This window comes from Aporhodopirellula sallentina SM41 (assembly GCF_000346505.1).
Lineage (GTDB): Bacteria > Planctomycetota > Planctomycetia > Pirellulales > Pirellulaceae > Rhodopirellula > Rhodopirellula sallentina.
Genome location: NZ_ANOH01000384.1, coordinates 14,589 through 34,866, shown reverse-complemented (window position 1 = coordinate 34,866; position 20,278 = coordinate 14,589). Strand labels below are relative to the sequence as shown.

Sequence of the window (20,278 nt, the reverse complement as noted above, 5' to 3'; positions counted from 1 at the left end):
CGATCGGGAACGCAACGCGTCATCGATCCAGTCGGGAGTCTCGCTCAACAAGTTGCTGTACGCACTCGCAGAGACTCCGGTGGCCTACGGAATTGATTTAGGACATTCGATCGAACAGCAAGTTCGTTCTCGAATGACGTTGACTTCGGCAGATTTGAAGGGAATTCAAATCAAGTCCCCGGGTTCCGCCAAGCTGACCAAACCATTGCTGCAGCAGTCAGGCATGAGTCTCTCGTGGTGGCCGGATCATCTGCGCAGCCCTGAGTTCGACGTCCCGCGTGAACGCTTGAAGAATGCGGTGATAAAGATCAACCAGTTTGCCGGTGACGACACGATCGAATTTGAAGCACTCAAGGAATTGCGGCTTGCCTCAGCGGCACTGTCGCAGGCCTACATGTCGCAGTACCCACCGAGCCGCAAAAAGACTCTCAGTACTGCCGAGACGATGCAGTACATTCGCACGGAGGACTTTCTAGCGAGGCTATTCCAAACAATTCAACGGATGCGTGATACCGGAAAGGTCGAGCGAATGGGAACGTCGCAACCGTTTGACATCGATCGACACGGGGCCGATGCGGCAAAACTGGCGACTTGGATGCTTCAAAACGGGGTGTCGTTCGGCAAACCCGTCCCCGGAAACGAAGCCGCTTACTCGCGTTTGTTCACGAAGTTCGCTGATCTTTATGGATTGGTTGGGGGATAGCATCCGGTGGTAATCAACACGATCTAAACTTTTGGGGGGCCGTACCGTGTCTCTCTATGAGAAACTTCGATACGGTGGAATGATGTGGACATCGTCAAAGGCACACTCCGTGTGCCGTTCGCCAGATGCAACAAGCACGGTGGTTCGTTGCGGACGGCACGCGGGAGTGTGCCTGCGACATTTTTGGAAGCGAGCACCGCGGGGAGCGGCTTACGAATAAAGCTCGATTGCCTCGATGATGCCATCCAGATCATTGGGGATGGCCACGTCCCGGTTGGCGTAGCTGGCCAAAGTAACACCTAGGCGTCCCACAAGTCTTGTCGAACAGCACTTGGTCGGTTGTGTGGTAGGCCACTGTCGCGGTGGTAGTGTCCGTCAAGTTGCGCACATTTGATTTTCCAGCCCGACTCTGAAAATTCCATTCATTGGCCACGTGGCCAATGAATGGAATTTTCTCGCGTCGTCAGTCGGTGGTCTCCTCGGGTTGGTGTAAACAATCCATGTCCAGATAGCGGCGCGTGCCCCATTTCGTTCCCGAAATCTAGCCGCGACAAGCATCATTGCACTCTTGCCGTCAGGGAACGCTCCAACCACACGCGTCCTACGCAGGATCTCCTTCATGACCCGCTAAAACATGTTGTTGCTACGGATTCGCTCCAATGTTCACGGGGATAAGCCATGTACGAGAGCGTCTCTTCAACGCGGTCCTCAAAGCACTTCGCCGCAGCTGCAAGACGCATCGAACGGAGTTTCGAGGTCACTGCGTCGGCTTCCTCGCGGGTAGCGTCGATATCCTATTGAGCATGAACCGCTTTCAGCATCGCGGCATAATCTTTCGATTTGCCACGCGGAACATCTTTCAACACATTGCGGTACAAGTGAACCGTGCAGCGCTGCCAATAGCGAACAAAGCACTGTCAGGAGCGAAAAAAAGCACTGTCATGGTCGAACGTTGGGCACATCCATTGCCACAGGTCGCATCCAGTTGAGAAAACGATTGCCTCTACCGTCCGGAGGCGAGATAGAACCCCGCTTGTACGAAACCACCTCCGCAGACCACCGGAGCGAGTTTCAATCTCGAAATGGCGCATCTCAGTGTCTCTCTGTGATCAGTGTCTCTCTGCGATCAGGCACCGGTTTGCTTCGGAGGTGGAGGTGGCACTCCTATTTCACTCCATTGCATTCAAATTTTTCCATCGCATTGAAATCGCCTGGCCTTTGGGGCGTGCCCATTTTGCCAAAAACAACGATTTCTCTGGCGCAAACAGGGGCGCGGGTAACAGCCTGCATTCAATTCACGAAACCTTAACAGTCGTTGCGTTGACGCGGAGGGGGCACAGCTCCACTATATGCGTCCCAGCGAATATGCGAGCAAAAACAGTTTTGATCGCAATTCGTTTTCAGACCCCAATACATAAATGACTTAAGGTTGGAATGATGGTGAAGCTCAGAATCGTTGGCCTCTTGTTCACTGCATTGCTTTGCACTCCTGCAATTGCGCAGGTAACCGTGGACGCGGAACTCCAAGAATACACACCTGTCCAAGGAATCTCCGGCAGCCTGAAGAGCATCGGCTCGGACACGATGAACAATGAGATGACGTTGTGGGCCGAAGGTTTCCTTCGTTACTACCCAAACGTCCGCATTGAAATCGAAGGCAAGGGTTCGTCGACCGCACCTCCCGCACTGATCAGCGGTACTTCGCAGTTCGGCCCGATGAGCCGCGAGATGAAGAACGCTGAACTCGACGCGTTCGAAAAACAATACGGCTACAAGCCGGTTTCGCTGCCGACCAGCATCGACATGCTGGCTGTCTACGTCAACAAAGACAACCCGATCAAGGGTTTGACGCTTCAGCAAGTGGATGCGATTTTCTCGAAGACCCGCAAAGGCGGCTACTCTTCAGACGTTCGCACATGGGGACAAGCCGGCCTGAGTGGTGCGTTCGCATCGCAGCCGATCAGCCTCTACGGCCGTAACTCGGCATCGGGAACTTATGGTTACTTCAAGAAGAACGCCCTCTTCGGTGGTGACTACAAAGACGAAGTGAAGGAGCAGCCAGGCAGTTCGTCGGTGGTTCAAGGATGTGCCAGTGACAAGTACGGCATCGGATACAGTGGCATCGGATACAAAACCGCTGATGTTCGGGCGGTTGCATTGGCTTCCGAAGAAGGTGGCGACATGGTGGAGGCGATTCCAGACAACGCTTACACCGGCGAATACCCATTGGCACGGTTCCTCTATCTCTACGTGAACCACAAGCCAGGTAGCGACCTCGACCCATTGCGTCGTGAGTTCATTCGTTACGTCTTCAGCAAGCAAGGCCAACAGGACGTCGTCAAAGACGGCTATTTCCCAGTGCCTGCTGCGATCGCTCAAGAAGCTTTGTCGAGCGTTGGAATCGAGTAGAGCAACGAGTTTCGCACTTCAAAGTTTGCCGGCCCAAACCTCGTTTCCGCGGCGGTTTGGGTCGGCCATGGAAAACAAAGAATGAGTTCGGATCAACCGACAACCGATTCACGCCCCGTCGTTCGTAAACGCTCGCGAAAGACCCGCACCAGCGTCCTGCTGGCTGACCGGTTCGCTGGTCTGCTCATCAAGCTCGGAGGCATCGGCACGATCTTGACCGTGTCGCTCGTGTTCGTCTTTTTGCTTTGGGTGGTCTTCCCACTGTTCCTGCCCGCTGCCATGCAATCTCAGGAAGACTTCCCCAAGAAACTGGCTTCGCAAAGCTCCTCCCTGATCCACATGGGAGTCAACGAATATTTGCACATCACGTGGACCGTGGATTCCGATGGGGATCTGGTTTGGTATCACAGCGAAACGGGCGAACAGATCGGCAGCCAAGCACTCTTTCCCGGTGAGACACCGACGGCCTGGTCGTTTTCGCTTCGCGGCGGTCATGTCGCCTTCGCATTTGAAGATGCAACCGTCAGGTTGGGGACAATCGGATTCGAAACATCCTTCGTTGCCGACGACAATCTGCCTGATGAAGTCACTGACCTGCCGATCGGCGACGGTGTCCCATATGAAGGCGGGATTCTAGAGCGGACCCCGGAGAATCAATTTCGGTTGCAAACGCTGGTTGCCGATTTGCAGGATCCAATCAAAGTCGACGTCGATTCGAAGATCACTCTGATCGATCAATCGGTTTCATCGAAAGGAAAGATCTTCGCGTTGTTGACCGAGAATGGCGAGTTTCGCCTCGCCCGGGTAACCGAACGGAAGAACTTGCTCACCGGAAAAATCACCACCAAGCTTCGCGAAGGGAAAACGCAAGTTGAGCTTTCCGACGGCTCAGCCCCCAATCACATCATGCTCGCGGGCCTCGGTGATTCCGTCATCGTTACATGGCCTGATGGGCGTGCCGAACGATTTGACTGCCGCAACGCGAGTAAACCAACACTCGTCGAAACGGTCGACCTCGTCGAATCTCCCGACGCTCGGCTAACTGCGATTGAATTTCTGATCGGCAAAACATCGATCGTCACCGGAGACAGCGACGGCAATGTCGACGTGTGGTTCCGTGTTAAACCGGAAGACGCAACCACCTCCGACGGTGCCACTCTCGTCCGTGCCCACCGACTTCCCGCGGGCGACTCCCCCGTCGTGTCGCTAGCCGCATCGCCACGTTCTCGGATGGTCGCCGTCGGGTTCGAAGATCAATCGGTTCGCCTGTTTCATGTGACCAGCAATCAAGAGCTCAGCGAAGCCAAACTGACCGATGGCAACCTCCCGGCCACCCACCTCGCCATCGCCCCGAAAGACAACGCCGTTGTCAGTATCAACGACGACCAGCTTCAGGTCTGGGCCGTCGACGCGAGCCATCCCGAGATCACATGGTCGTCCATCTTTTCATCAGTCTGGTACGAGGGTTACGCGGAACCGGAGCACGCTTGGCAGTCGTCTAGCGGAACGGACGAATTCGAAGAAAAGTATGGCATGATGCCACTTGTCTTTGGAACGTTGAAGTCAACCTTTTACTCGATGCTGTTCGCCGTGCCGCTCGCACTTCTGGCGGCCATCTACACGAGCGAATTCCTGCACGCGAAAGCAAAGGCTCGTATCAAACCGACCATTGAGGTGATGGCGAGTCTTCCGAGTGTCGTGCTGGGCTTCCTCGCCGCGTTGTTCTTTGCACCGTTGGTCGAAGACATCGTGCCGGAAGTTTTGACGGCCCTGATTACGGTGCCGTTCGCGTTCCTTCTCGGTGCGTATCTGTGGCAGCTCTTGCCGGCATCCTTAGAAGTGCAGTTCCGAAAGTATCGCATTTTCGGAGTCGCGATCGCACTGCCTATTGGTTTGGCGATGGCGTATTTCTTTGGCGATTCGGTCGAGCGATGGCTGTTTGCCGGCGACATCAAGGCGTGGCTCGACGGCCAAATCGGAACGGGCACGGGGGCCTGGATGTTTATCCTTCTTCCACTCAGTGCGTTCCTGGTGATTTGGTTTGTCAATTCGCTGGTGTCGCCTCGTATCCGCAGTGCCGGTAAGCATTGGCCCCGATCCTCGTTCGCGCAAATCGACTTGGTGAAGTTCTTGGTTGCCTGTCTCGGTACGGTTGCGATCGCTTACATCGCATCCGCAATCCTGAACACATTGGGCTGGGATCCACGCGGCAGTTACGTGGGAACGTACGTCCAACGGAACTCACTCATCGTGGGAGCCATCATGGGATTTGCGGTGATTCCAATCATCTACACGATCGCCGATGACGCACTGTCGGCGGTACCCGAATCCATTCGCGCCGCATCACTCGGTGCAGGTGCAACACCGTGGCAGACCGCAATCCGCGTCGTCGTGCCGACCGCGATGAGCGGGCTGTTCTCTGCCGTGATGGTCGGTCTCGGCCGTGCCGTTGGGGAAACGATGATCGTCCTGATGGCGGCCGGGAACACTGCGTTGATGGACCTCAATGTCTTCAACGGATTTCGAACCCTCTCGGCAAACATCGCCGTCGAACTCCCCGAAGCGGTCATCAACAGCAGTCACTATCGAATGCTCTTTCTCGCCGCGCTACTTTTGTTTGTTATCACGTTCGTCGTCAACACGGTGGCCGAAACGATCCGTCTTCGCTTCCGCAAGAGGGCCTTCCAGCTATGAGTATTGACACGATTAACGATGCCGATTCTGTGTCGGAATCACCCTCCCCTGAACCATCCAGCACGCCGCTGAAACGTCGGCTGGTCGGTGGCGGACAATCGCTCGCCGCACGTTCCGAACCGATGCTTTGGTTGCACGGAGGGGCGCTGGTGATCTGCGTGGTCATGATCATTGGGTTGTTGCTGCTCGTACTCTACCAAGGAGCAACCACGTTTTGGCCGGTCGCGATCACGCAGGTGCGTACCCTCGACGGTGACACGGTCCTCGGCGAAGTCACGCGGAACGATCATTACCACCTCGGCTATGGAGATATCGGGACGTTCAGCGAGCCTGTTCGCGAGGAAGCCGTCGCGTTACTCAACCCGATCTTTCAGAAAAAACTGTCGAAGATTGAAGACCGCGATGGGGTGGCGGAATTCATCAACCGGCAAAGCGAGTCGGTCGAGCGGTCGCTGCAAAAGCTGACGTCCGGATTGCCCCAAGTCGTCGAAGCCCCAGCGATCCAACGCAACGCCCTGACCGACGGAATTTCGCAACTGTTGTCAGCGAAACAGTCCAGCATTGAAACACAAGTCGCCTCCGATATCAAAACCGCTCTGCAAGCGGACGACACCGGAGCCGCCCTGTTCGCGCTTTGGCAGTCCTGGCAAGACGCCGAAGCCGCCTGGAGCTCGACGCCAAATCCCGATGCGATGCTCGACGCGATTCAATCCGACGGCGACGTTCTTAGTTCAATCTACGGCAACCGATTCCTGACCCTGCAGAGTTTTGATGTCGAGACTGCGGCTCATCGCAGGTTGTTTCGTACGGGCAACTACGAACTCACCAACGAACACTTCACCTGGGTGAGTGACTTCGCCACCGAGCCGGACAGCGAATCCGATCCCGAGTGGGCGGTACTCTTCGAACGTTTGACCTGGGGGCGTTTTTACGGCGTGCCGAAAGAATTGCAGGTCGATGGCGAGGCAACCGAGACGGACCCTCAAGCGGTCTGGGCAAAGTTCTTAGAACTGCATCCGGTCGTTCGTGATCGATGGCACCAACGCCGTGACTTGGAGATCTCGGATACCGGACAAATTAACCACGAACTCGAGCAGGCCCGTCTTGACCTACGAAGCATCGAATTGGCAAACGGAAAAGACTCACCGGAATGGGAAGAAGCCAACAAGCAATTCCTCGCAGAGAAAGAAAAACTAGACAAAGCTTTCGCGGAAATTCGCTCGCAGATTCAATCGCTCGATGACGAGAACGATCGCTACCAAATGATCGTGACCACGTCGACCGGGCAGGAGCACGCGATCCCTCTCGCCGACATTGTTCGGACCTATCCCGCCAATCAGTTGGGTTTCAGCGAACGGCTAGGCATTTACTTCTCACGTTGGTGGGAGTTCTTGTCCGACGACCCTCGAGAAGCGAACAGCGAAGGCGGCGTGTTCCCCGCGATTTGGGGCACGGTCGTGATGACGCTGTTGATGTCAGTCGTGGTCGTTCCGTTCGGCGTCTTAGCCGCTCTGTACCTGCGTGAATACGCGAAGGCCGGATTGATGGTCAGCATCGTCCGAATCGCTATCAACAACTTGGCGGGTGTCCCGAGCATCGTGTTCGGTGTGTTTGGTCTGGGCTTCTTTTGTTACTTGATCGGAGCTTCGATCGACCAACTGTTTTTCGAAGCCAAACTGCCGAGTCCAACGTTTGGCACCGGCGGGATTATGTGGGCCGCACTGACACTCGCGCTGCTGACCTTGCCGGTCGTCATCGTGGCCACCGAAGAAGCACTCGCCGCGGTGCCACGATCCATGCGTGAAGGCTCGTTGGCGTGCGGTGCGACCAAATGGCAAACCATTCGTCGGATCGTCCTGCCGCGAGCAATGCCCGGAATCATGACGGGAATGATTTTGGCGATGGCTCGTGGGGCAGGTGAAGTGGCTCCGCTGATGTTGGTCGGTGCGGTGAAGCTCGCACCTGAATTGCCAATGGACGGTCACGTTCCGTTCGTCCACCTCGAACGCAGTTTCATGCACCTGGGTTTCCACATCTACGACCTTGGTTTTCAAAGTCAAAACAGTGAAGCGGCAAAGCCGATGGTCTTCACCACCACGCTGCTACTCATTGCGTTGATTGCCCTCATGAATCTTCTAGCGATCGGCCTTCGTTCTCGACTGAAGAAGAAGTTCGCTTATAGCCAGTTCTAAGTGTTTCCAAGCGAGCCAACGCCATGCCGCGGGCTCAACCACAGAAACACCCCTTTACGGATACGACGATGCAGAACGAGACGATGAAAGAACCGAACGCTCAAGACAGCAGCGCAGTGGCAACGAACGGCCAAACGCAACTCAGACGACTTGAACGAATCGCGGCGGGTGAACACCTGCCGTCGGAGATTCACCCTGAGATTATGGACGAGTCCGCGATACTCGAGATCAAGGACTTCTGCCTTTGGTATGGCGCCAAGCAAGCTCTGTTCGATGTCTCGATGAGGATTCCCGCTGGCAAAGTCACCGCGTTGATTGGACCATCGGGGTGCGGGAAATCCACACTGCTTCGCAGCGTCAATCGCATGAATGACTTGATCGACGGAGTCCGCACCGACGGTGACATGCAGCTCTACGACCAGTCGATCTTGGCTCCCGACGTGGACGTGATCGAACTTCGAAAAATGATGGGAATGGTTTTTCAAAAGCCGAACCCTTTTCCGATGAGCATTTTCGAGAATGTCGTCTACCCCCTACGCATTGATGGCGAAAATAACCGTGCCGTTTTGGAAGAAGTCTGCGAACGCAGCCTCCGAGGTGCAGCGTTGTGGGGCGAAGTCAAGGACCGACTTCACGAAAGCGGGCTGAGCCTCTCCGGAGGTCAACAACAGCGTCTGTGTATCGCCCGAGCCATCGCGAGCGAACCGGAAGTGCTCTTGCTCGACGAACCTTGCTCGGCTCTCGACCCGGTCTCATCGGGCAAAGTCGAAGACCTGATCTCTGAACTTGCCGGCCAATACACCGTCCTCGTGGTAACGCACAACATGCAACAGGCCGCGCGGGTGAGTGACTACACGGCGTTTATGTATCTCGGACACCTTATCGAATATGGAAAGACGGAGGTGATCTTCAGCGAGCCGAGATTGCGAGAAACAGAAGACTACACCACGGGAAGATTCGGTTGATCGACCCGTTCACGATTTCAATCCCCCCACGCTTTTACCGGACCACCACCATGTTGCATCGTCTCTTTGTGGCAACCTTCGTCGCCTGCCTATCGGTTGCGAGCACCACAAACATTCAGGCTCAAGATTCCAAACGCCCCGAAGCGCAAAAGCAGTACGCCGAATCGCTCTGGAAATACCTCAGCGAAACCGACTATCGAAAATGGGAACGAATCACCCCTAGCAGTGATTTCCCCAGCGGACCACCGTCGGATGATTCATCTCAGCACTTCCGCTTGGCGTCCAAAAACAGCGACGCCGCGCAGGGCGAAGGAGTCCTCGTCGTAACCGAGCACTACCAAGGTGACAGCGATACTCCTACTGCCATTACCGCCCGACGAAAAATGGCTGAGGGGTTTGATGCCGACAACGATGATTGGCATTGGGTCCACTACGCGGCATCCGGGAAACCCATGGCGATCTCTGCGGAAAGCAACCCGTGGGCGAAAGACGGATTCGCGGTTTACGAAGAAGACGGTCGACTTTGGGTCTTCGAAATCAGCAGCCCCGAGTTGACTGACTTCGTGGAAAAAGGCGAACTGGCCAAACACGTAATTCGGCCCGGGGCCGGCCCCGCAGGGATGACGCTCAAAGCTCCCGACGCCGAAACCATCTCGCGATACCTCACCGCCAAACCAGGTTTCGAAACCAAAATCGAAGACGGACGACTGTGGGTGTTTGTTGCCGGCTCGGAAGAACTCAACGACTACGAACAACAAGGCGAACTCGCCAAGCACGTCATCCGCCCGGGCGCTGGGCCGATGGGGATGACGATGAAAGCTCCCGATACCGAAACCCTGGACCTGTACCTCGCGTCCAAACCAGGGTTCGTGTTGAAGTATGACGATGGCCGTCTGTGGGTTTTTCGAAAAGGATCCGAGGAACTATCGGACTTCCTCAAGCAAGGCGAATTGGCAAAGCATGTCATCCGCCCCGCTGCGGGCCCCAACGGAGTCACGTTGAAGGCTCCCGATGCGGAAACCATCGATGCCTATCTCGTCGCACAACCCGGGTTTGTGACGAAACTCGATGACGGTCGCGTGTGGGTGTTCCGCAATGGAAGTGAAGAGCTCAAGGACTACCGAGATGCAGGCGAATTGGCGAAACACGTCATTCGTCCGGCGGCCGGTCCAGGCGGTCTCACTCTCAAGGCACCTGACGCCGAAACCATTGATGCCTATCTACGGGTATGCGGATTGAACTAACGCGGTTAGTCGATCTTTCCCCCTCATTCCCGACTTTGCACTCATCATTCAGTGCGTCACACGTTCGTGACGCACTGAATGAAAACCTTATGGAGATCGTTACGTGAAAACCTATTTGATTCAAAACCCAATCATCAACCTGATCTTTGCCTGTCTCGTACTGATCTCCGGTTGCAGCAATGAGGAACTGAACACGCCTCAGTCGACACTTCAGGGCTCCGGCTCGACGTTCGCCGAGATCATCGTTCAGAAATGGGCAACCGAATATGAACGGCGTAACGAAGCGATCGAAGTCGTCTATGAAGGCATCGGAAGTGGTGGTGGGGAAAAGGAATTTCTCGCGGGTAAAACTGACTTTGGGGCGACGGACGCGGGCGTCACTCAGGACGTGATCGACTCGGTCGACGGCGGAGCAATCCAAGTCCCGATCACCGCAGGCGTTATCGTTTTGGCATACAACCCGGAAGGCCTCCCAAAAAATTTACAGTTACCACGCGAGGTCTATGCCGACGTGTTCCTCGGGAAAGAGGTCCGGTGGAATGATGCCCACATTCAAAAAGCCAACCCCGACCAAGACCTCCCCAATGAGGTCATTCAACCGGTCGTTCGGCTCGACAGCAGTGGAACCACGTGGGCGTTCACAAACCATCTGTCCTCAATCAGCGACGAGTGGCGGGAGGAGCATGGCAACCCGAAAGCAACCGGCGACACCGACCTCGGTGTCAAAACGCTCAATTGGTCCGGGCAAAACTTGAAGGGGGATGGAAACTCGGGCGTTGCCGGTTTGGTCCAACGGACACCCTATACGATCGGCTACGTCCAATACGGTGCGGCACGCGATGTGAACCTTCCAATGGCTTCGCTCGAAAACCAAGCCGGGAGTTTTGTCGCCCCAGGCGGAACGAGTGGCCTCGAAACTCTGCTCAATGCCAAACTCCCTTCCAATCTGGTCGGTTATTTTCCCGATCCCGAAGGTGAGCACTCCTACCCGATTGTCACATTCACCTGGATGCTGTTACGTCAAAAGTATGCGGACTCTGAGAAAGCCCAGCAGGTAAAGGATTTTGTTCAGTGGTGTCTTACCTCTGGGCAAGACTACAGTGAAGCGTCGGGCAACGTACGTTTAGCACCGCACGTGATTCGCTCGGCCGAAGACCAACTCGGAAAGATTGGCTCATAAATCGTTCTGAAAATGGCGTTGTTGATGTCGCCGGATTTCGGTGCCTTGGATTCCGGCGAATTCAGCGACAGGATTCGTCCACGTCAAATTCTAAAACGCTTCTAACGTCGTGGCGACGCGGCACCGTTTTCGCAACTGGTTGCATGACGCTGGCTGCGCGACATCGTGTTTTGTCTCGCAGTCGACGTGGGCTCTCTATCGTAGGATCAACATGGACAACAACGACGCGTCTTTTGCCGAGAAGATAATCTTCGATGCAAACCTTCAAGAGTTTGCATCACGTGTCGGCTTTATCTGCAGCCTTGAGGCTCAAGAAAAAATCACGCAGGCGGAAGCGTACAGCCGGATCAAGGGTTTGTGGAAAGACCTCAAACGCAGCAAGAAAAATCTCAACATCGACAACGACGCCTAAACACAATCCGGTCGCGATCGGGCATCCGGATATCCAGACCAACCGATCTGCGCGCATGTGTTGATTACCCACCGCTTTTTCACGCTGGAGGGTGTTGGCCTCGGTTGTCCCGAGAGGACCGCTGCTAACGCCGATCGGCTGATGAGTTTTCGGATCTGTTTTTAACCGCTGATTGCAACACTACGCGGTGGTTTTTCAAAGAAACGAGGAATGTCGTTTTGCCCGTGTGATTTGCATTCCGAACGTCGCGAGTCGTTTCAGTTGACGCTCACTAATTCAACGATGAAGTGCAAATTGGCGTGCGGTGGAATGGAGCCCGGCGAGCCGCGTTCGCCATACCCAAGATGCGATGGAACGTACAATTCGATCATGCCGCCTTCGCCGACCAGTTGCATCCCTTCGGTCCATCCGGCAACGACGCTCTTGAGCGGAAAGCTGGTCGGTTCGCCTCGTTCATACGAGCTGTCAAACACCTTTCCGCTGTGCAGCCATCCGCGATAGTGGACACTCACGGTATCCGCCGCGGTCGGCTTTCTGCCACTGGATTTTCGCAAGATCCGGTACTTCAGCCCCGAACCGGTCGCTGAGAAAGCCGGAACTTCACCGGCATCCATTGGGCCGGTGCCGGATTGGAGTTCAGGCAGATCGACAAACGTGACTCCACTGGGCTGAGACACCGTCGATGTGGACGCGGCTGCCAACGAGTCTTCTGAGAATGCGGCGAGCATCTCCGGTGGAATTTCCGGACTCGTTTTTCCCGTCGAACGGCACCCCGAAAACACCAGGATGCAGCCCAATAAACACCACGACAGCCAAACCTTCATCGCTCTTCCAATGCTCCTGTCTCACGACTCGCGTTTCAAACACGCACCCCGGAGACAGTCCGCGCCTCCAAACTCTCGTCGAGACTAGCGAAATCAGGCAGCGATCGAAAGTCCGACATTTCTGATTTGCTATCAACCCTGACTCAAGCCGTTGTCGCCGGTCGCTCTTCGCTTCTCAGCAAAATGCGAAGTACGCGATGGGCCCTGCCGCCTCGCGATGCTTGATCTCTGCTATTTCAACCTTTGCTCAACTGCGCCTAAATTAGCATATGCGTATTGACGAATATGAGTTACAAGTAAGTAACGATACTCGCTGTTGGCCAGCGAGCAGGAAGTTCCCGTGAACGACCGTGCATGTGTCGTTCCAACTCAAGGAGTCACGATAGATGACAATCAGGATGTTGCACCTCAAAATTGGATCGCTTGCGGCATGCATCGCGGTCATGTTCAGCACTTTCGCGCAGGCGGACCCGCAACCGACCCATCCCTGGAAATCGAGCAACAGCCCAGGGTTGACGGCCTTGTCCGCAGCGTCCGAAATGCGTCAATTCTCGTACGTGTTGTTTTGGCGAAACGACAACGATGCGACGCAGCGGATGAACGCGGTCCTCAGCGAAACGAAGTCCCAATCCGATGTCCCGATCAACACGATCCGTGTTCAGGTAACTGATCCATCTGAATCGGAAACCGTGGAAGTGTTCGGCGTTCAGCGAGCCCCCCTTCCATTGATCGCTGCGGTCGCGCCCAACGGTGCCGTCACTAAAGCGTGGCCACTCAAAGCGACGGCCGAGCAACTGCGAGCAGGTATCGTCAGCGAAGGCACGGCGTCGTGTTTGAAAGCCATGCAAGATCAGAAGCTCTCGCTAGTTTGCGTTTCCAATCAACAAACGCCTCACCATGACGAAGTCCGGTTGGCCGCCAACGGATTTCTGGCGGACCAACGTTTTGGTGCCGCGACCGAAGTGATCACGATTGATCCCGCCGACCAGCGAGAGCACGCGTTTCTGACCAGCCTCAAGATTTCCCCTACCTCGCATGATTCGGCGATGGTGTTGATTTCCCCTGCGGGGCAACCGATCGCCAAGTTCACTGGCGCGGTTACCTCCGCTGAACTCATCGCGAAAGTGGAATCTGCCCAGCAGGGATGCTGTCCCGGTGGTCAATGCGGCCCGAACGGCCAATGTGGCCCGGGCGGATGCTGCCCCGGCGGACAATGCGCGCCCCAGTGACCCCCACTACGAAAGGAATCTCACGATGAATTTACGCAAACTCGTATGGCGTGAACTGTTCGAACGCAAAAGCCAGATGCTCACGATTGTGATGGGCATCATGCTAGGCATCACGACCGTGGTCGCGATTCGCAACATCACGTTTTATTCGGAGAAGGCCGTTGCCCGGGAGCTCGATAGCCTCGGTGCCAACGTGCTGATTCTTCCGAAGTCGGTCTCGCTGCAGGACTACTACGCCGCCGACATGCACCAGGAAGTGATTCCGGAAGAGTATGTCATGCGGCTGACGATGTCGGACTTGCAAGGCGTCGACAATCTATCACCGAAGCTCTGCGTGCCTGTCGATCTCGGCGGCCGCAACTATTCGCTCACCGGCATCCTGCCGAAGAGCGAATTCCAGGCGAAGGCGGCGTGGGCCGGTGCGGGAATTTTCTCCCGGCCGATCGGCTGCGGTGCTCTCGAATTGGCCGATGAGCCTGCGGAGACTGACGAAAGAAGCCTCGTTCGAGAACGTGTCATCAAGGATTTGGCCGAGGACGAAGTCTTGATCGGTGCGGATGTTGCCGCAATGCAAGGCTTGGAAAAAGACTCGGTCGTTGAATTGTTAGGTGATCAGTTTCGAGTCATCGCGGTGCTGCCCGAAACAGGAACCGTCGACGACTCGCGAGTCTTCGCGCACCTGCATAAGGTTCAAGACCTCGCCGGCAAAGGCCCGGTGGTGAACTGCATCGAAGTCGTCGGCTGTTGCAAAGAGATCTCGGCCGGGCTCGTCAGCGGCGTCAATGAATTGTTGCCCGAAGCGAAAGTGGTCACGATCAAACAGGTCGTCGACACTCAGATCAAAGTCCACAACATGATGGAACGGCTGTCGCAAATCTTTGTGGCGATCATCGTGGTTGTCGGCGGTGCGGGGATCGCGAACTTCATGTTCGCCAACGTTTCCGAGCGTCGACGAGAGATCGGTACGCTGATGGCGATGGGCGCTCGTTCGAAACTGATTCAACGACTCTTTCTAACCAAAGCTTTGCTGTTGGGGTTAGTCGGAGGCATGGGCGGTTTCGCCATCGGTACTCTGGCCGCCGTCACGATGGGGCCGCGACTCGCCGGAGTCACCGTTTTGCCGATGCCTGAACTTTCTGTTTGGGCGGTTGCTATTTCTGCAGGCGTCGCTTTGATCGCCAGCTACATTCCGGCCCGACGCGCCGCCATGCTCGATCCCGTCGCAACTTTTAGGGAGATTTAATCATGTTGTGTATGCAAGACGTATGTAAGGACTACACACTTCGCAAACAGAAGGTCGTCGGCTTGCTCGACGCGTCGATTGAAATTCACCGCGGCGACTTTGTCTCGTTGGTGGGGCCGAGTGGGAGCGGCAAGAGCACGCTGCTGTTGATGCTCGGCGGCATGCTGTCGCCGACATCTGGCGAGGTCACTCTGGACGGGCATTCCGTTTACAATCGAACCGCGGACGAACGGGCGGAGCTTCGCCAGAAGTACATCGGGTATGTGTTCCAGACCTTCAATCTGGTTCCGTATTTGACGGCACTGGAAAATGTTCAGGTGCCGATGTACTTGGCGTCGGTACCTGAAACGGACCAGCAATCCCGGGCCGAGGAACTGCTGCAACGCGTCGGGCTCGGTGATCGCATGCACCACAAGCCGTCCGAGCTCAGCGTCGGGCAGCAACAACGTGTGGCACTGGCCCGCATGCTGGCGAACGACCCGGCGGTGATTCTCGCAGACGAACCGACCGGCAACCTCGACCCGGAAACGGCGTCTCAGGTGATCCGGTTTTTCGAAGAGTTCAACGAGGAAGGCCGGACGATCGTGATGGTGACGCACGATCCTGGGGCTGCAAAACGAGCGAAACGCACCATTCGGCTCACCGAAGGGCGATTGATCGGTGATTTGCACTCGCCAGGAACGGCTAATGTTGCCTAAGTTATAAGCCCAGGCTTATCCATATCAAAAACGCGTCATGACGAAAGGGTTGGGCAATGGCCACTCAAACGAAAGCTCGTCCGGGCTCCGGCAAAAGTGGCCGTGCCGGCTCTACGAAGACTCAACGCAGCAACAGCGGCAATTCGGAAACGGCGATCGATGAGATGTTTCGTGCATTCTCTGACCGAACCCGATTGCGAATCCTAAACCTGCTGCTGCGTGGTGAAATGTGCGTCGGAGATTTGGTGAGCATTCTGGAAATGTCACAACCTCGAGTTTCGCAGCACCTGTCGTGTCTGCGAAACTCTGGCCTCGTCGTCGGCCGCCGCGAGGGGCAGTGGAATCACTACTCGCTCGCGAAGCCGAATTCGCCGTTCCATCGCCAACTGCTCAAATGCCTGAAACTCGCGAGCGCCGAGATGCCGGAGTCGGAGCAGGACGAGCAACGAGCCGACGCGTTGGATCACGACGGCCACTGCTGCTCGTAGCCGTCCGCGGTACCCGATGGCATACCCAAGCCTGCCGACCAAACCAAGACGCAAAGCGTTCCAAACTTAAACGCGTCCAATCCCGCAGCGAAAGTCGCCAAGTCTTTCGGAGATCCCAGGCGGCTGCCGAAACTCTTGGCGAGTTTCGCTACTCTGGTGAACTTTGAAATGGAACGTATCCGATCCCGTAGCCGGACTCGCCAGAATTCAGGTCCCCCAAGTCTAGCGATTTCGGCTACATCATTTATCAAAGCGTTCTAGTTCGCCGCCGGTGACAGGGTGAACGACCAGGTGTAGATACCTGCGGGCACCCGGTATTTCTCCATCGGCAGTGCTTTGTACGACCACGAGTCATCTCCGCCCACGCCCATGTGCCGGTGGTCGAGATGCAATGAATAAAAGCCTTGTGGTTTTAGCTCGTAATCGTGCAACGCTTTATCAACCGTTTCGATTGACCATGGCCAGATCGAAAACTGGATTGGTTCGGCGCCGTCCACCTGCAACCCAAATTTGTGGCCGCTGAGTTTCAGCCAGCGAACATCGGTGCGGTTGCCGTTTTCTTGAGGACGAAGGTAGCGTTCCTGCATGTCCTCGATCTTGCCCTCGTAAACGCCCACCTCCGCACTGCGTTTTCGATCCACGTAATTTTCCCACGGCCCTCGACCGTAATACTCAATCCGTTCGAGCGATTTGGAGAGTCCAACCTTCATCCCCAAACGCACCAACGCTGGCAAGCTCGGATCTGCCCTGAAGGCAACGCTCACCTGGATCTGCCCATCCGGGCTAACTTGGTAGCCAACGTTCGCGTTGACTTTGTCGCCCCAGCGATGGTTTGTCGAAACGATAACCTTGCCGTCTGGAACCGTTTCAAAACCGATGGAAGTATCGCACCGTGTATCGGCGAGATCTTTCCAGAACTTCTGATGCACATGCGTCTTTCCGCCGGCTCGGTCGTTGTCGGTTTGCGGACGCCAGAAATTCAGCTCCAACGGTTTCTCAATGACCTGCTGATCGCCAACGAGGTAGCTTTCGAGCAGACCGTTTTGTCGGTTGAAACTCGCCGACCAACCCTGCCCCGAAAGTTGCAGTTGGTTGGCATTCTCGTTCACCGAAACTTCACCCGCTGGTGTCGATGGGGTGGTTTCAACGGTTCCGATGGGCAGCAAGAACTGCTCCTTCGCGACTTCGAATCCTGCATCGCACCATGACTGCGCGTCTTTGTGATGAGCACTGATTCGCAACCAGTATTCGGCTCCGGGTGCGAACCTCATCTCAGGCAGCGCAACCGTAATCTCGGTCGCTTCACCCGCAGCGAGGTCGACTTCCGCGAGTGAACCGGCTACCAATTCTCGACGTCCCTCGGAGACTGACCAGCGAAGCTCGTATTCGTTCAGGTTGTTGAAATGGGAGCGATTGGTGATTCGCAGTTTTCCAGCGGGAAGGCTGCTCGCTTCGAAAGCGATCGGCTGAAAAACGTACTTGCATTCCCACGTTTTGGGCGTTGGGGTACGGTCCGATGCGATCACACCGTTGAGGCAGAAGTTGCCGGAGTTGGGTTGATCGCCAAAGTCACCACCGTATGCCCAATAGGTTGTCCCGTCGGCAGTTTCGGTTTCGAGCCCTTGGTCCATCCAGTCCCAGATGTAGCCGCCCATCAGGTTCGGCCGCGAGCGGATCAAATCCCAGTACTCAGCCAGGTTGCCTAGCGAATTGCCCATCGCGTGAGCGTACTCACACATCACGATCGGTCGCTTGATCTGTGGCGCGTCAGCGAGATTTTGCAACTGCTCAACGGTCGGGTACATGCGACTGATCACATCCACGTACGGCGGATCAGTCGGGTTCGCCATCACCGGCCAATTCGCGACTCCGGCACCGCCGCCTTCGATGTAATCGGGATGAGTCGGATCACCTTGGGCACCTTCGTAATGCACAAAGCGAGTTGGGTCGAAGTCTTTCAGCCATCCCGCGGCGGCGGCGTGGATGGGGCCACATCCGCTCTCGTTCCCCAGCGACCATGAAATGATCGACGGGTGGTTCTTGTCTCGTTCGGCCATGCGGATAATTCGATCGGTGATTGCGGAATGCCAGGATGGAACGTTCGTCAGTAATCCACGCACGCCGTGTGATTCCACGTTGGCTTCATCCATCACGTAAACGCCCAATTGATCACACACCTCGTAGAGATACGGATCGTTGGGATAGTGCGATGTTCGAACCGAATTGAAATTGAACCGCTTCATCAGAAGAATGTCTTCGCGGATATCCTCCCGAGTCAATGCCTTGCCGTTGATGTGATCATGATCGTGTCGGTTCACGCCCATCATTTTGACGGGACGTCCGTTGACCAACAGTTCACCGAGTTTGCTGATTTCGATCGTTCGGAATCCAACTTGGCAATTGCGTGCTTCTACGAGCCGCCCGTTTTGGTCAGTCAGCGATAGAACCACGGTGTAAAGATTGGGTTGTTCAGCCGACCATTTCAGTGGGGCGTCCACCTCGGCTTCGAGCAAGCCGAATTTCACATTGTCCCGCTGCGGGTACCATTCTTTGACAATCTTTTCGACAGGAATGGAAACGGTTTCGGAAAGGACGTTCTGCTTGTCGGCATCGAACAACTCGACGCTAAGGTTCCAACCTTTGGTATTGGCCGATCGATCCAACAGGATCTCAGGACGAATCTTCAACATGCCATCTTGATAGTTCCCATCGAGCTGCGCGCGGACCGCGAAATCGTTGATTGCGACCTTAGGTTGTGCGAGCACGAGGACTTCGCGGTGAATGCCACTCAGACGCCACATGTCTTGGTCTTCGAGGTAGCTGCCGTCGGACCATCGAAACACTTGAACAGCGACTTGGTTCTTGCCTTCGTGAACGAGCTCGCTGATGTCAAATTCGGCCGGCAATCGGCTGCCTTGGCTGTAGCCGGCGAGTTGGCCGTTGACCCAGCAGTAGAACGCGGACGAAACGCCTCCGAAGTGAAGAACGATGCGTTGGTCGTCCCAGCCCGCGGGCAGTTCAAAATCACGCAAGAAAGATCCTACCGGATTGGTGCGATCGATCCGCGGCGGATCGGCTGCGAACGGGTATTTTGAATTGGTATAGATCGGCGTGCCGTAACCCTGCATCTCCCAACTGCCAGGGACTTCGATCGCGTCCCATGAGCTCGCGTCAAAGTTTGGCTGGTAGAAATCGAGTGGACGATTTTGGGAGTCTGGCTCAAAGTGGAATTTCCAACTCCCGTCGAGTGACAGCATCCGTGATCGCGTGCGTTCGCCGCTCAACGCGTCCTCGGCAGAGGAGTACGAGTATGAGGTCGCACGTGCGGGCATCTTGTGCCGCGCGATAACCGTTTCGTCTTCCCAATCATTGGCGAACACATTCGCGTTCCCAACGCAGACCATTCCCAACAGGGCCAACAACGCGCCAAATTGAAATTTCATTTTTCTAAACTAAGAGGATGCAGCAAATACGAAACGCCCGTGACGTCAATTAAGGTTCGAGATCGAGCCTCAATCTTCCGTAGGCTCCACAGTCTAACCAAAGGACCGACGGACGCGTGACACCGCATGAGAAAAGCGGACTGAAGAGAGACGGTACGGCTCAGGCGTAATGAATTCACCTGCGAAAGGACGTCGCAGGCGGCAGAACCGTGGATGCGAGCAACCACCCCAGGAAGGTGGAGTGAGTTGCCTACCGATCAACCAGAGATTGTTTCTGACGGTCTCAATAGATTTTAGTTGGGGCATGCCAACTGGCAGGGGGTGCCTCTTGTAGTCCGACGCGGCCTAGCTTTCGGGAGGCGGTAGTGGATCTTGTTAAAGGTCCTCATGTACCGGGATCTTCAACAAGATCCACTACGAGAAAATTTAGCTCGCATCAACGGCCACTTGCCGCCGTCCAGATAGGCATGCGCACGCATAGAGAAAACACCACGCAGCCACCCGCAGTCGGACAGGAAACCTGACGGCCGTCGAAACAGCAGAACCGGCAACAA

At 55.7% G+C, this 20,278-nt stretch carries 14 protein-coding genes and 1 pseudogene; 12 read left to right on the top strand and 3 right to left on the bottom strand.

Going from position 1 to position 20,278, the window contains the following annotated elements; genetic code table 11:
- A partial coding sequence (locus RSSM_RS33950; protein ID WP_044303599.1) for a hypothetical protein occupies positions 1-703 on the top strand: 703 nt, incomplete at its 5' end.
- A 463-nt stretch (positions 704-1,166) separates the two neighbouring features.
- Here RSSM_RS33950 and RSSM_RS35605 read toward each other — a convergent pair.
- Positions 1,167-1,602 (bottom strand): annotated as a pseudogene (locus RSSM_RS35605) (transposase); the annotation flags it as partial.
- A 535-nt stretch (positions 1,603-2,137) separates the two neighbouring features.
- Between RSSM_RS35605 and RSSM_RS24970 the strand changes: the two are divergent.
- From RSSM_RS24970 to RSSM_RS24925, 7 genes are all read left to right on the top strand, one after another.
- Positions 2,138-3,112, top strand: coding sequence for a PstS family phosphate ABC transporter substrate-binding protein (locus RSSM_RS24970; protein WP_008686456.1), 975 nt, complete (start codon positions 2,138-2,140; stop codon positions 3,110-3,112).
- A gap of 81 nt (positions 3,113-3,193) precedes the next feature.
- Positions 3,194-5,806: an ABC transporter permease subunit gene (locus RSSM_RS24965; RefSeq protein WP_008686454.1), complete on the top strand. Its 2,613-nt coding sequence runs from the start codon at positions 3,194-3,196 to the stop codon at positions 5,804-5,806.
- A 29-nt stretch (positions 5,807-5,835) separates the two neighbouring features.
- The gene (gene pstA, locus RSSM_RS31960; protein WP_201767234.1) at positions 5,836-7,998 is read left to right on the top strand and encodes a phosphate ABC transporter permease PstA; all 2,163 of its coding nucleotides are present in this window, start codon (positions 5,836-5,838) and stop codon (positions 7,996-7,998) included.
- Between the two features lie 68 nt (positions 7,999-8,066).
- Positions 8,067-8,963: a phosphate ABC transporter ATP-binding protein PstB gene (gene pstB / locus RSSM_RS24955; RefSeq protein WP_236621368.1), complete on the top strand. Its 897-nt coding sequence runs from the start codon at positions 8,067-8,069 to the stop codon at positions 8,961-8,963.
- 50 nt (positions 8,964-9,013) lie between these two features.
- A complete protein-coding gene (locus RSSM_RS34350) occupies positions 9,014-10,207 on the top strand; it encodes a hypothetical protein (RefSeq protein ID WP_201767233.1) in 1,194 nt (397 codons plus the stop codon).
- Between the two features lie 103 nt (positions 10,208-10,310).
- Positions 10,311-11,387, top strand: coding sequence for a phosphate ABC transporter substrate-binding protein PstS (gene pstS / locus RSSM_RS24930; RefSeq protein ID WP_008686446.1), 1,077 nt, complete (start codon positions 10,311-10,313; stop codon positions 11,385-11,387).
- A 211-nt stretch (positions 11,388-11,598) separates the two neighbouring features.
- Positions 11,599-11,799: a DUF7219 family protein gene (locus tag RSSM_RS24925; protein ID WP_008686443.1), complete on the top strand. Its 201-nt coding sequence runs from the start codon at positions 11,599-11,601 to the stop codon at positions 11,797-11,799.
- Positions 11,800-12,056: 257 nt separating this feature from the next.
- Here RSSM_RS24925 and RSSM_RS24920 read toward each other — a convergent pair whose 3' ends face one another.
- Positions 12,057-12,623: an FKBP-type peptidyl-prolyl cis-trans isomerase gene (locus tag RSSM_RS24920; RefSeq protein WP_008686440.1), complete on the bottom strand. Its 567-nt coding sequence runs from the start codon at positions 12,621-12,623 to the stop codon at positions 12,057-12,059.
- 386 nt (positions 12,624-13,009) lie between these two features.
- Here RSSM_RS24920 and RSSM_RS24915 point away from each other — a divergent pair, with 386 nt between their 5' ends.
- The 4 genes from RSSM_RS24915 to RSSM_RS24900 are packed head-to-tail and all read left to right on the top strand — an operon-like array spanning position 13,010 to position 16,281.
- Positions 13,010-13,852, top strand: coding sequence for a hypothetical protein (locus tag RSSM_RS24915; protein WP_144060096.1), 843 nt, complete (start codon positions 13,010-13,012; stop codon positions 13,850-13,852).
- Positions 13,853-13,877: 25 nt separating this feature from the next.
- On the top strand, positions 13,878-15,095 hold the full coding sequence (locus RSSM_RS24910) for an ABC transporter permease (protein WP_008686437.1): 1,218 nt from the start codon (positions 13,878-13,880) through the stop codon (positions 15,093-15,095).
- Between the two features lie 2 nt (positions 15,096-15,097).
- Positions 15,098-15,793 carry an ABC transporter ATP-binding protein gene (locus RSSM_RS24905; protein ID WP_044303598.1) on the top strand — a complete coding sequence of 232 codons (696 nt, stop codon included), beginning with the start codon at positions 15,098-15,100 and terminating at the stop codon, positions 15,791-15,793.
- A gap of 56 nt (positions 15,794-15,849) precedes the next feature.
- Positions 15,850-16,281: an ArsR/SmtB family transcription factor gene (locus RSSM_RS24900; protein WP_008686432.1), complete on the top strand. Its 432-nt coding sequence runs from the start codon at positions 15,850-15,852 to the stop codon at positions 16,279-16,281.
- A gap of 257 nt (positions 16,282-16,538) precedes the next feature.
- On the opposite strand, the gene RSSM_RS24895 is transcribed toward RSSM_RS24900, so the two are convergent.
- Entirely contained in the window at positions 16,539-19,724 is a 3,186-nt protein-coding gene (locus tag RSSM_RS24895; RefSeq protein WP_008686430.1) for a glycoside hydrolase family 2 TIM barrel-domain containing protein, read from the bottom strand.
- Positions 19,725-20,278 lie beyond the last annotated feature (554 nt).

Bases quoted from the DNA above. Each gene is read 5' to 3' on its own strand.
- RSSM_RS24970 (WP_008686456.1), top strand. From the start codon at position 2,138: ATGATGGTGAAGCTCAGAATCGTTGGCCTCTTGTTCACTGCATTGCTT.
- RSSM_RS24965 (WP_008686454.1), top strand. From the start codon at position 3,194: ATGAGTTCGGATCAACCGACAACCGATTCACGCCCCGTCGTTCGTAAA.
- pstB (WP_236621368.1), top strand. From the start codon at position 8,067: ATGCAGAACGAGACGATGAAAGAACCGAACGCTCAAGACAGCAGCGCA.
- RSSM_RS34350 (WP_201767233.1), top strand. From the start codon at position 9,014: ATGTTGCATCGTCTCTTTGTGGCAACCTTCGTCGCCTGCCTATCGGTT.
- RSSM_RS24925 (WP_008686443.1), top strand. From the start codon at position 11,599: ATGGACAACAACGACGCGTCTTTTGCCGAGAAGATAATCTTCGATGCA.
- RSSM_RS24920 (WP_008686440.1), bottom strand. From the start codon at position 12,623: ATGAAGGTTTGGCTGTCGTGGTGTTTATTGGGCTGCATCCTGGTGTTT.
- RSSM_RS24915 (WP_144060096.1), top strand. From the start codon at position 13,010: ATGACAATCAGGATGTTGCACCTCAAAATTGGATCGCTTGCGGCATGC.
- RSSM_RS24910 (WP_008686437.1), top strand. From the start codon at position 13,878: ATGAATTTACGCAAACTCGTATGGCGTGAACTGTTCGAACGCAAAAGC.
- RSSM_RS24905 (WP_044303598.1), top strand. From the start codon at position 15,098: ATGTTGTGTATGCAAGACGTATGTAAGGACTACACACTTCGCAAACAG.
- RSSM_RS24900 (WP_008686432.1), top strand. From the start codon at position 15,850: ATGGCCACTCAAACGAAAGCTCGTCCGGGCTCCGGCAAAAGTGGCCGT.
- RSSM_RS24895 (WP_008686430.1), bottom strand. From the start codon at position 19,724: ATGAAATTTCAATTTGGCGCGTTGTTGGCCCTGTTGGGAATGGTCTGC.